The following is an 11,689-nucleotide window of genomic DNA, read 5'->3' on the forward strand; positions in this document are numbered from 1 at the left end:
TAGTTTAACAAGCCATCCCTTAAAAAAGTCGGGTTCTTAGCGTACAGGTGAACTGTACCCCATAAAGAAAAGACACTCTAATGAGTGCCTGATCTTAACTAGCAACCGAATCCGCCACCTGAACAGCTGCATCCAATAATGATTAATAGAATGAACAGCACAATTAGTAAAGCGAATCCGCCACCAAAACCACCACAACTACCACCAAAGCTCATAATATTTCCTCCTTGAGTAAGAGGGGCCAACTGGGATGCACATGTGTTTTAACGGATACACATTACTTTATGTTTTTAAACAATATATGAGCAGGTCCTTTAAGAAATAAAGAAAGACACCCTTACGTGGTTCAGCCAAGATACGTGTATTATTCTTCAATTCTTTCTAGTAGCCAATCTTGGACTTCATCTATCAAATCCATTCCCACGATGATCTTACCAAGGAATACACCTTTACCGATTAAATTTATATCTATGTCTATAGATGGTTTTAATGGATTCATTGTGTATGTAACTGTTTCGATATGGCGAACTGGGATACGAACAATCCCAATGATTCCAGATGTAAGTAAATATCCATCCTCTGTAATCTCAATTACGTTATTTTTCCATGTGAATTTGTTATCAGTTATTGCTTTTGGATTTTTCGCACCAAAAATACCCATGATTCCACTCCTAAATGGGGTAGCGTCAGGAAAATGTGGATTTACAACGCTAAGCCCATTTTCAAGACGATTCCTCCATTTTTAACAACGTTAAGAAAGTTTCAATGGTCTTAAAGAATCTAACGAGACCACTTTCTCCGAATTAAAATGGTATTCTCCTAGTAAATTAATATGTTCCCAACCTAGAGGTGACATATGGTGCAATAAGTCTTTATTAAAACTATCGGAATTAATAAAATTTCATCAAGTAATATACTCCCCTGACGTTATCTGTCAGGGAAGTTATATTATAATAGGCTATATCAATAGTGATAGGAGTGTTATTGGATGCAAACAAAAAAGGTTTATCTTTATGTATTTAATACAATGTCAGACTGGGAATATGGGTATTTAATTGCTGAATTAAACTCGGGAAGATATTTCAAAAAAGATGTAGCACCTTTAAAAGTAGTTACAGTAGGAACGAATAAAGAAGGTATTACTACGATGGGAGGGCTGAGCATACAACCAGATATTTCCCTTGATGAATGTACTCTTGAGAGTAAAGACCTTTTAGTCTTACCTGGAGGGAATACTTGGAGAGAAGATATTCATCAACCTATCTTAAAAAAAATTGATGAAGCCTTAAAGATTGGCACTATTGTTGCTGCAATTTGTGGTGCAACTGAGGCCCTCGCGAATATGGGATACTTAGATTTTAGAAAGCACACAAGCAATGACTTAGAGTATATTAAAATGGTCTGTCCTAATTATAAAGGAGAAAAATTTTATGAGATGAGACCTGCGGTATCTGGTGAGAATTTGGTTACTGCATCAGGAGTAGCACCTCTGGAATTTACGATGGAAGTACTGAAAAAATTAGATGTATTTGCACCTGATACATTACATGCATGGTATAACTTAAATAAGACTCATAACCCTGAATACTTCTTCCAGTTAATGAATTCAATAAATAGATGAGCTAAAAAAATCAACTTAGCAGTTTTATATTAGTTCAAATAAAAACCATGCTTTAGACGATGTCAAAGCATGGTTTTTGTGTATAACTTAAAAATCTTTATAGAAGTAAAAAAATTACAAAGCACTCCTGAAGTTGTTATAAATAGAACTGGTAACTCAATCTCTTTTTAATATTGAAATTTCCTTAACGTTGTAAATCCGCATTTTCCTGACGATACCCCATTTAAGAAAACCCTATATCAGAGCCATTTAGTGACCTTAAAGATGTACATCCAAATGCTTCTTCAACAAAAAGAGTTTCTATCCATCCTAGAGCAAGAGATTGATGAATTAGCCATGCAGTTTGAAGAGTATGAGATTCTCCGTTCTATACCGGGAGTAGGATGTAAGATTGCGGCTACGCTCATCTCCGAAATCGGGGAGATCAAGCAGTTTAGTCACCCTAAAAAGCTAGTGGCCTATGCAGGAATTGACCCCAGGATCTATCAATCAGGTAAGTTTACAGCTACCATAAACTGCATCACGAAAAGAGGCTCTTCCAAGCTACGACAAGCTTTATATACAGCCGTTCAGTGTGGATTAACGAATAATCGAAACACCAAACTCAGAGAGTTTTACGACAAAAAAAGAAGTGAGGGAAAACCTCACAAAGTAGCGATAATAGCCTGCGTCAACAAGCTATTACATTGGATTTATGCCATTCTCAAGCATAAAGAGAATTTCATAGCATAACAAATAACTAATAATTACATTAATTAAAAAAACTTCAAATTGTTATTTTGAAGTCTCTTTGTCATGCCTTTTTTTATTGTACCATTACTTATGAATCAATATTAAGCCAAAAGTATTGACTTATATTAGCTGGTATAATTGAATAAATGAATATTAACTACATGTTTAAATGACTACACTTTAACAACATTCACTTTCCAGCTATTTTGCAGTTTTCGAATAAAGATGATTTGACCAATGTGATATGCGTTATGAGTGGATACATTTCCAAGTATCTCCCACCACTTCGCATGTGCAGGGAAGCCATTTACTTCACTCTCAACTTTTTCTTCCGTTAATAAATCTTGCCATTGTAACAACACCTCTAAAAGTCGTTCTTTTAAGTCACTAAAACTTTTATTTTCGGGAATTATAAAACTTTTATTATTATCACCTATGGAAGGTACAGCATTAACATGAGATTTTTGGTACCTAGTTTGCCATGTTTCATTCCAATAAAGTAGGTGCTGCACAATTTCAGCAATACTATTACAATTTTCGTTAGGCTTCCAAAACGCTTCTTCCTCTGACAAATTTTCGACCGAGTCAGAAAATGGAAGGTACCAGCTAGGATCATTAGCATTAGCTAATAATTGATCGGATAAGACGTCTTTTGCATGAAACATGCTCTCCACACTCCTAATAATTTTTTTCTGATTGATTCAAGTTAAAAACCAAAGTAGTGGTAAAACTCAGGCCTCAAATGTAATAAATCGACTACCTAGCTCTATTAATTCTCTTATATTAAGTTAATCCCTTCATTATTTTATTTCATAAGGGGGTCCTACCACATTGCTAACAAGCTAAAATTTTATAGTACCCCCAGAATGAAATTTTGTGCTAACTTGTAACAAAAAAGCTCATTTTTTCGTTTTGAGGTAATCCTAAACTCTTAAGTTGATGGGCATGGGACAACCCGTTCTGTTAGATTGATAGGCATGGGTATCGCCATCTAGATAATTCCCATAAACTATTCTAATAACCCAAGAAGAATGTACTCTTTGTGGGTTATTAAACCTGTTATTTTGAGGTTCTGTTCCCTTTGAAATTGTTTCACCGCTAACTCTGTATGTATGTCATAAATTCCGTGACATTTTCCTTTATAATGTCCTGCCGCTTTTAATCTGCATTGAACAATTTGCACTAAATTTCCTCGTGAATTTCTAGATAAAGTTTGAAATTCATGTTTTCCTATACCGGTAATGGGGCCATCAATATAAACTTCAGTTCCAACTGGAATCTTATCAAATAGTTTTTCAACATCTTTATTGTGCATACGAATACATCCACTACTAACTCTTTCTCCAATTAACCAAGTTTTATTTGTCCCATGTATGCCATATTTCCCCCATGGAACATCTAATCCAAGCCACCGCGAGCCAAATTCACTTCCCCATCAATTATGGCATATATTATGACACAAAAATATGTGGAAGGATTGCCTCTTTATCGTCAGGAAAAGCATTTTGAACGGATGGGGATCTTCTTATCACGACAAACGATGGAAAATTGGTTATTATATGGCGCTGATCGATGGTTAGCGGTTTTGTATGAAAGGATGCATGAATATCTACTTTCTCGAACCATCCTTCATGCGGATGAAACAACCTTCCAAGTCTTACGCGAACCTGGTCGGGCCGCAACAACCAAGTCCTATCTGTGGTTATACCGTACGGGGCGAGAGATATCCCTATTGTTCTCTATGACTATCAGCCCACAAGAGCAGGGGAACATCCGAAGCGTTTTTTAACTGGTTTTCAAGGGTATTTACAAGTAGATGGATATAGTGGTTATCATCAAGTACCGGATGTCACTCTTGTGCGATGTTGGGCGCATGCCAGACGGAAGTTTGATGAAGCCTTTAAAGCTTTACCTGATTCACAGAAGGGGAAAAAAGTGAAGGCAAGCGAAGGTTTACACTTCTGTAATCAACTCTATTCGATTGAAAGGAAGCTCAAACATGTCAACCCTACCGAGCGATATGAGCGGCGCCTTAAGCAAAGCAGGCCTATTCTGGACCTTTTTTCAGCATGGCTTCATGAACAGAAAGATCGTGTTCTACCCAAAAGTGCTCTAGGGAAAGCTATCACTTATTGTTTGAATCAATGGAATCATCTTGAAGCTTTTTTATTAGACGGTCATTTAGAAATCGATAACAACAGAAGTGAAAGTTCTATTAAACCGTTTGTAATTGGGAGAAAAAATTGAATGTTCTCAAATACACCGCGAGGTGCTAGAGGAAGTGCCATCATGTATAGTGTGGTTGAAACCGCAAAAGAGAATAATTTAAGTCCCTATCATTATCTTCTTTATTTGTTTGAAACACTCCCCAATATCGATTTAAACAATAAAGAAGAAATTGATAAAGTCTTGCCGTGGTCAACGGATTTACCATCTAGATGCAGAGTACCGAAAAGAAGTGAAGTAAACAAAAAATAACTCCAAAATCAACTTTTATTGTATATTTTGGAGTTACTTTACGTTTACCTTCTAAATTTGTATGAAGCTCTTGTAAAGCTTTTGCATACATATTAGACTTTATCGTACCTATAGTCCCAATTACTCCAATCTTTCCTTGCTTTGTCACTTTAATTGCTGCTCTTGCTCCTGGATGTATAACTCCAATAACCGGAATAGGAAGTGATTCCTTCAAAGAGGACAATGCAGCAGCCGCACCAGTATTACAAGCCATAACAAGAGCTTTTAATGGGGATTTTTTGAGGAATTCAACCATTTCAAGTGTAAAAGATTTAACTTCTTCTACACCTCTTGGCCCATAGGGACAACGATTATTATCACCAATATAGTAAATACTCTCTTTTGGCAATTGTCTCATAATTTCCTCGACAACTGTTAATCCCCCAACTCCTGAGTCTAGTACACCTATTACGGAATTTTTATTAGCTAAATTCATATATTTCATCTGAACTCCTTATTAAATTCACAATAATTATAATGACTTGGTTTTTGTTTTTTTAAAATTTTTTATAAATGTCCGTACATTGGTGGATACAAGCTATAAATGTATTACATAATTTAAATTAGCTATGTTAACTGAAGGGTGGTAAAAGTTTAATGAAAGTCATAATTTTGTGTGGTGGGAAAGGATTAAGGATGCAGGGAATTCTCAAAGATATTCCAAAGCCATTAGTTCAAGTTCAAGGAAAACCTCTCATTTGGCATATAATGAATTGGTATAGCAAGTTTGGACATCATGAATTCGTCTTACCATTAGGGTATGGAGGTGAAAAAATCAAAGAATATTTCATGGACTATATATGGAAAGAACATGATTTTAATTTAGATTTAAAGAATAATCATTACCAGTTGCTTGAAGAACCAAAACAGTGGAATATAAAATTTATAGATACAGGGATTGAAACAATGACCGGAACCAGATTAAAAAAACTTGAAAAGCATATACAGGATGAAGTGTTTTTATTAACTTATGGTGACGGATTAGCAAAGATAGATATTAACGAACTTATAAAATTTCATAAAGACAAAGGAAAAATCGCAACATTAACTGGTATAAAAAAAAGTAGTCAATATGGTCTTTTACAGATTGAAAACGGGATTGCTGTGGATTTTAAGGAAAAACCCCTACTTAATGCTGTAATAAATGGAGGTTTTTTTGTATTTAATAAAGGAATATTCGATTATTTGAATGATAATGATTGTATGCTTGAAGAAGAACCTCTACTAAATTTAATAAAAAACAAGGAACTTGCAGTTTATGAGCACAATGATTATTGGATTAGTGTAGATACACCTAAAGATCTTAAAGATGCAAATGAAAGCTGGAACCCTAACAAAAATAGTTGAAAGGAGTGAATAAACATTGCGTTTTAACAATAGAAAGAAAGGTTGGCCGTACCGCTATATTCCCTTTAAAGTAGAAAAAGATTTTCCGTTATCTTCAGATGCTTCAGCTATTGATCACTCTAAAAAAACTACAAGCAAACAAATTTATCCTCTACCTTATAATAAACAGCCTCACTCTGAAAATCATTTTTGTGCCATAGTTGGAACAGAATACGTCTTGAAAATAATTGCTTTGCACCAATCTCTAATGAAAAATTCAAAAATATTCACATTATGGATTTGTTGTATAGATGTGTTTGCGTATTCAATATTGAAAGAAATGAACTTGAATAATGTAAAGCTCTTACAGGTAGATGATATAGAGGATACAAATTTGAAAGATATTAAAAGAAATAGGTCAGTCAGTGAATATTGTTGGACTTTAAAGTCCGTGCTTATTGAATATTTATTAGTAAATTATAATTTGCCATCTGTTCTCTATTGTGATAGTGATTTATATTTCTTCTCTGATCCTAACATGATATTTAAAGAATGGGATGACAATTCTATTTATCTTTGTCCACAGAGAGACCGTGACTGGGTAGAAGAAAAATATGGGAAATATCAGGCTGGGTTAATTGGGTTTAAAAACGATTTCTACGGATTAAAAAGCGTACGATGGTGGAAAGATAGATGCTTAGATTGGTGTAGTGCTAATCCTGATAAAGGAAGATTTGGTGACCAAAAATATTTAGATTTAATTCCTATTTACTTTCCAAAAGTAAAAATCTCAAGCAATCTAGGTATAAATGCCGCACCTTGGAATTGTATTTATAATAACAATTATATAATTGATAAAAATCAAAATGAGGTATACATTGAAACAGATAAACTAATTGTATATCATTTTGCATGCATTACCATTTTCAATGAACAGGATTTTGATCTTTGGTCTTTAGGTAAACTTTCAATACCAAATAATATATTGCACCTTATCTATACCCCCTATCTAGAAGAAATTCAGTTTAACCTCACAAAATTAGCAGAAAAATTAGGTGAAAAAACACAGCGCCTGTTAAGTATTAAAGACATTAGCGAGGCGCAGACTTTATATAAAGATACACAATTAAGAAGAAAAATGAATCAATCAAATCATTTTATGAATTATTCAATGATTATAAGTCAAAAACGTTTAATTCAAAGTCTGACTTGCTACTATTCCCTTGAAAGCCATGGTACAGATTTTATAGTGTGGATCTGTTGTATGGACAATTTAACTTATCGAATTCTAACAAATCTAAAATTGAAGAATGCTATACTGCTTCATGTGAAAGACATAGAAAATCAAGAACTCCTAAATGTAAAGAATGAAAGAAGTTTGCAGGAATACTGCTGGACATTAAAAGCCCCTCTATGCCTTCATATTCTTAAATATTATTCTGAAGTTGATCACATTATATACTGTGACGCAGATATGTTTTTCTTTACAAAGCCTACTATAATTCTAGATGAATGGTGGAAGTATTCTGTATTTCTTTGTCCACAGAGAGGTACTACTGAATTGGAAAATGTACATGGCATGTATCAGGCCGGCCTAATAGGATTTAAAAATGATCAAAACAGTAAAGATATTTTAATATGGTGGAAAGATAAGTGCCTAGAATATTGTAAAGATGTATATGATATTGAGATGAATAGATGGGGAGATCAAAAATATTTAAATCACATTCCTGATTTATTTTCTAACATTAAAATCATGACTCAAAAGGGGATTAACGCTGCACCTTGGAATCTAATTTTAAATAATCATTCTTCTATAATAAAAACAGAAAACAAGATTTTTATAGATCAAGATGAATTAATCGCTTTTCACTTTGGGAGTATGCAAATTATTAATAAAAATGAATTTGATTTATGGAAACAAGAACATGTAGAAATAGATCCGTCAATTTTAGAATATATATATATTCCTTATATCGAAAAAATACGAAATACATGTCGCGTACTTGATAATATCTTTTCTCTTACCCCTTTATTTGTTGGAAAATTAGATGAGTCCTCTGTAAAAAACTATTTCCAATACCCTCCCTCATCTTTTAAGTGATATCCATTCTCTCTTTTATATAAATAGTATTATTCCCTAATTCACACAAACTTCCTCAGTAAATTTATTTATTCCTTTTACCCAAAATTTATAAGGAGACAAATGAAATTCTATGAATATGATTGACCATTTTAAAAATAAAACGTTTCTTATCACTGGCGGATACGGTTTTATTGGTTCTCATTTAGTAAGAAGATTATTGAAATTACAAGCAAAAATCGTTATTTTAGCCAGAAAGTCATCAAATCCTTGGCGTCTTAATGATGTATTAAAAAGTATCAAACTTTATGAAGTAGATATACGAGATAAGATCCAAGTTGAAAATATTATAAAACAAATCCGTCCTGATTATATTTTTCACTTTGCTGCATACGGAGTAAATTCAGCTCATACTGATTACATGACAGCTATTGAAACAAATGTTTTAGGTACCATTAATATTATTCAAGCAACAAAGTCTATAGATTGCAAAAAGATTATTAATATTGGAAGCAGTTCTGAGTATGGAAATAAAACAGAATCTATTCATGAAAGTATGGCGCTAACACCAGTAGATATTTATGGAAGTAGCAAAGCAGCAGCCACTATACTTGCTCATCAAATTGCTGCTGCAAACAATACTAACCTTATAACCTTAAGGCCCTTTGGAATATTTGGAGAAGGTGAAGAACCACATAAAATTTTTTGCTATATTATTTTACAGGTATTACAGAATAGAAAAGTAGATTTAACGTTATGTAATCAATTAAGAGATTACTGCTATGTAGATAATATTATAGATGCTTGTATGCTAACAATTGAAAATAATTCTATACAAAATGAGATTTTTAATATTGGAAGCGGCGAAACTCACCCTTTAAAATATTATGTGGAATTACTCTTTAAACACTTGCAGACTAATAAAAGACCCAATTATGGTGCGTTATCCTATAGAACGAATGAAAGAAGGATTTCTAAACCAAATATTAATAAAATTAAAAGTATGCTCTCTTGGGAACCACGCATAAGTATTGAAGAAGGTATTATTAAAACTGTTAATTGGTATAAACATAATACACATCTATATCCGAATGTATGAAAATCTATTTCTAAGGTGTGAATCAATTGTTCAATAATAGCTTTAAGAATGTATTTCATGGAAAAAAGATTTTAATCACAGGACACACTGGTTTTAAAGGCTCTTGGTTATCCATATGGTTAAAAGAATTAGGCGCGACTGTAATTGGATATTCTTTAGATCCTAAAAATAAAAAAGATAACTTTAATTTAACAAACCTTCAAAACGACATAATTGATGTTCGTGGGGATATTAGAGACTATAATAAATTAAATAAGCTTTTCAAAGAATATAAACCTGAAATTGTATTTCATTTAGCCGCACAACCACTTGTTAAATATTCTTATGAGCACCCTAAAGATACGTATGATATAAATGTTATGGGAACAATGAATATATTAGAAGCAATTCGTTTACATGAATCCACTAAAATAGGAATTGTAGTGACAAGTGACAAGTGCTATGAGAACAATGAATGGGTTTGGGGATACCGTGAAAATGACCCAATGGGTGGACATGACCTTTATAGTTCTAGCAAAGGATGCTGCGAACTATTAATTTCCTCCTACCGCAACTCTTATTTTCCAGAAAAAAAATATGAGCACCATAAAAAAATAATCGCAAGTGTTCGTGCTGGCAATGTAATTGGTGGAGGAGATTGGTCAATAGACAGGATTATTCCTGATTGTATACGAGCACTGGAATCAAACCAAGAAATTTTCATTAGAAATACTAATGCAGTAAGACCTTGGCAACATGTACTTGAACCCTTAAGTGGATATTTACTTCTAGCAGAAAAAATTTTAACTGATGGGGTCCTTTTTTCTGGTGCATGGAATTTTGGTCCAAAACTAAATAATATTGTCTCAGTAAAAGAGCTTGTTACCGGTATGATAAAGTCCTGGGGATGTGGGAATTGGATATCTTCAAATGTAAATCCAGAAGAATTGCATGAGGCAACATTCCTAAACTTAGATATAAGTAAAGCAAAATTCAAGCTCAATTGGGAACCAAAATGGTCCCTTCAACAGACTTTAGACCATACAGTAGACTGGTATAAAAATTACAAGGCGTATTCCAGTACAGAGCTGAGAAATTTATGTGTTGATCAAATTAAACAATATGTGCAGTCTTAAGAAAAGAAAAGCTATAATCCCTTTCTCATTATATACTTCGGAATGTATCATTCATTTGACACTTATCATTCCTTCAACTTTCTAATCTAATATATAGATAAAAACAATCCTGTATTACATACATAATACAGGATTGTTTGATTACTTCTCATCTAGTAACAATGTTTTCATATTTTCTAATTGTTCTTTTGTAAAACCAAGTCCTTTTTCAGCATAGATTTCAATACTTTCAAATTTTTGAGTAATTTCATCAATTGCTGCCTGTAAATACTCTGCGCGTGCTTCAAACATAGCCCCTAATATCTCTTTGCTTTCCTCATTTTGTAGCTTTGCACCTAAAAAGGACATCATTTTTTGATTTAACTTTTCACGGAATCCATTACTTAATAAATAGTCTTGCATCACTGTTTCTTTTGGAACACCAAGAAGAAGTAATAATAAAGCAGACCCGAACCTTGTTCGATCTTTACCAGCTGTACAATGATTAACTAGCGGTGAATTTTCCGAATCTTGAGCTAGTTGTAGAAAGCGTACAAATGCTTCATTTCCCTCTACAAAGCCTTTATTCATTTTCACTAAATACTCACCTGGTTTTCCAAGCATTGATAAATCCCCTACTTGGAAAAAATCATTAATATTTAAATCTTTTGCTATATCTTGCATAACTGGTAAACAAACTTGACGAGCACTAAGAAACTTACACTAGATCTTTAGAAAAAAGAAAAAATCTCACGTGAATTGAAACTTATATAAGCTTAGCTTGATGGACATGGGGTCCTACCATATCGCCATCAAGCTAAGGTTTTAATATACCCCCTAAATGAACATTTTCTTTTTCTACAGGTAGTTACTTTGAAAAGTCAGCTTATTTTTTCGTTTTGAGGGCGTTTATTTTTCTTAAGCTGATGAATATGGAGTACCCCCTAGGTTAAATAAAATTCCACTTAGAAACAAGTGATTTTAACAACGTTAGGAGTGTTTCATGCAGCACAATGTCATTTATGTTGTATCGCAAGAAGAAAAATTACATTAGAAAAGAGCCGGAATTCAGCCTGTTAAGAGTAAACCGAATCTTTAATATTTAAAGGACGAAAAAATGAAACATAGAAGTGAAAAACCTCTGTGTTTCTTTTTGATTCATATATTTATTGGAAAATACTTTGAACTTTCAGGCACAGATACTTCTTCTACCCTAT

General features: G+C 33.3%; 9 protein-coding genes and 5 pseudogenes. 7 read left to right on the top strand and 7 right to left on the bottom strand.

Annotated elements, in window-relative coordinates; translation table 11 throughout:
- Window positions 1-98 precede the first annotated feature (98 nt).
- Both JDS96_RS22730 and JDS96_RS22735 read right to left on the bottom strand, forming a co-directional pair.
- Entirely contained in the window at window positions 99-215 is a 117-nt protein-coding gene (locus JDS96_RS22730; RefSeq protein WP_003209912.1) for a YjcZ family sporulation protein, read from the bottom strand.
- A 149-nt stretch (window positions 216-364) separates the two neighbouring features.
- Complete coding sequence (locus JDS96_RS22735) at window positions 365-661, bottom strand: hypothetical protein (protein ID WP_199668080.1); 297 nt, start codon at window positions 659-661, stop codon at window positions 365-367.
- Window positions 662-988: 327 nt separating this feature from the next.
- On the opposite strand from JDS96_RS22735, the gene JDS96_RS22745 reads away from it, so the two are divergent.
- Together JDS96_RS22745 and JDS96_RS22750 are read left to right on the top strand one after the other, a co-directional pair.
- Window positions 989-1,621, top strand: coding sequence for a type 1 glutamine amidotransferase family protein (locus JDS96_RS22745; RefSeq protein WP_018783118.1), 633 nt, complete (start codon window positions 989-991; stop codon window positions 1,619-1,621).
- A gap of 219 nt (window positions 1,622-1,840) precedes the next feature.
- Window positions 1,841-2,353 (top strand): annotated as a pseudogene (locus JDS96_RS22750) (IS110 family RNA-guided transposase); the annotation flags it as partial.
- 173 nt (window positions 2,354-2,526) lie between these two features.
- On the opposite strand, the gene JDS96_RS22755 reads toward JDS96_RS22750, so the two are convergent.
- The 3 genes and pseudogenes from JDS96_RS22755 to JDS96_RS33125 form a co-directional block, all read right to left on the bottom strand.
- The gene (locus tag JDS96_RS22755) at window positions 2,527-3,018 is read right to left on the bottom strand and encodes a DinB family protein (RefSeq protein WP_199668081.1); all 492 of its coding nucleotides are present in this window, start codon (window positions 3,016-3,018) and stop codon (window positions 2,527-2,529) included.
- A gap of 344 nt (window positions 3,019-3,362) precedes the next feature.
- Entirely contained in the window at window positions 3,363-3,536 is a 174-nt protein-coding gene (locus JDS96_RS33120; RefSeq protein WP_276307593.1) for a peptidoglycan-binding domain-containing protein, read from the bottom strand.
- A gap of 81 nt (window positions 3,537-3,617) precedes the next feature.
- Window positions 3,618-3,734 (bottom strand): annotated as a pseudogene (locus tag JDS96_RS33125) (L,D-transpeptidase); the annotation flags it as partial.
- A gap of 48 nt (window positions 3,735-3,782) precedes the next feature.
- Here JDS96_RS33125 and tnpC point away from each other — a divergent pair.
- Window positions 3,783-4,831, top strand: a pseudogene (gene tnpC, locus JDS96_RS22765) (IS66 family transposase); the annotation flags it as partial.
- A gap of 7 nt (window positions 4,832-4,838) precedes the next feature.
- Here the strand turns inward: tnpC and murI are convergent.
- Window positions 4,839-5,306 (bottom strand): annotated as a pseudogene (gene murI, locus JDS96_RS22770) (glutamate racemase); the annotation flags it as partial.
- A gap of 161 nt (window positions 5,307-5,467) precedes the next feature.
- Between murI and JDS96_RS22775 the strand changes: the two are divergent.
- From JDS96_RS22775 to rfbG, 4 genes are all read left to right on the top strand, one after another.
- On the top strand, window positions 5,468-6,217 hold the full coding sequence (locus JDS96_RS22775) for a sugar phosphate nucleotidyltransferase (protein ID WP_199668082.1): 750 nt from the start codon (window positions 5,468-5,470) through the stop codon (window positions 6,215-6,217).
- Window positions 6,218-6,233: 16 nt separating this feature from the next.
- Window positions 6,234-8,300 (top strand): glycosyl transferase, encoded by a 2,067-nt coding sequence (locus JDS96_RS22780; RefSeq protein WP_199668083.1) that lies wholly within the window; start codon window positions 6,234-6,236, stop codon window positions 8,298-8,300.
- Between the two features lie 118 nt (window positions 8,301-8,418).
- Complete coding sequence (locus JDS96_RS22785) at window positions 8,419-9,378, top strand: NAD-dependent epimerase/dehydratase family protein (RefSeq protein ID WP_098187771.1); 960 nt, start codon at window positions 8,419-8,421, stop codon at window positions 9,376-9,378.
- A gap of 26 nt (window positions 9,379-9,404) precedes the next feature.
- A complete protein-coding gene (gene rfbG / locus JDS96_RS22790) occupies window positions 9,405-10,493 on the top strand; it encodes a CDP-glucose 4,6-dehydratase (RefSeq protein WP_199668084.1) in 1,089 nt (362 codons plus the stop codon).
- Window positions 10,494-10,634: 141 nt separating this feature from the next.
- Here rfbG and JDS96_RS22795 read toward each other — a convergent pair.
- Window positions 10,635-11,180, bottom strand: a pseudogene (locus tag JDS96_RS22795) (tyrosine-protein phosphatase); the annotation flags it as partial.
- Between the last annotated feature and the right edge of the window lie 509 nt (window positions 11,181-11,689).

The organism is Bacillus cereus group sp. N21 (genome assembly GCF_016483395.1).
GTDB classification, from domain to species: Bacteria; Bacillota; Bacilli; order Bacillales; family Bacillaceae_G; genus Bacillus_A; species Bacillus_A pseudomycoides.

What these genes read in the sequence shown, in the direction of transcription:
- JDS96_RS22730 (WP_003209912.1), bottom strand. Translation starts at nt 215, where the DNA reads ATGAGCTTTGGTGGTAGTTGTGGTGGTTTTGGTGGCGGATTCGCTTTA.
- JDS96_RS22735 (WP_199668080.1), bottom strand. Translation starts at nt 661, where the DNA reads ATGGGTATTTTTGGTGCGAAAAATCCAAAAGCAATAACTGATAACAAA.
- JDS96_RS22745 (WP_018783118.1), top strand. Translation starts at nt 989, where the DNA reads ATGCAAACAAAAAAGGTTTATCTTTATGTATTTAATACAATGTCAGAC.
- JDS96_RS22755 (WP_199668081.1), bottom strand. Translation starts at nt 3,018, where the DNA reads ATGTTTCATGCAAAAGACGTCTTATCCGATCAATTATTAGCTAATGCT.
- JDS96_RS22775 (WP_199668082.1), top strand. Translation starts at nt 5,468, where the DNA reads ATGAAAGTCATAATTTTGTGTGGTGGGAAAGGATTAAGGATGCAGGGA.
- JDS96_RS22785 (WP_098187771.1), top strand. Translation starts at nt 8,419, where the DNA reads ATGATTGACCATTTTAAAAATAAAACGTTTCTTATCACTGGCGGATAC.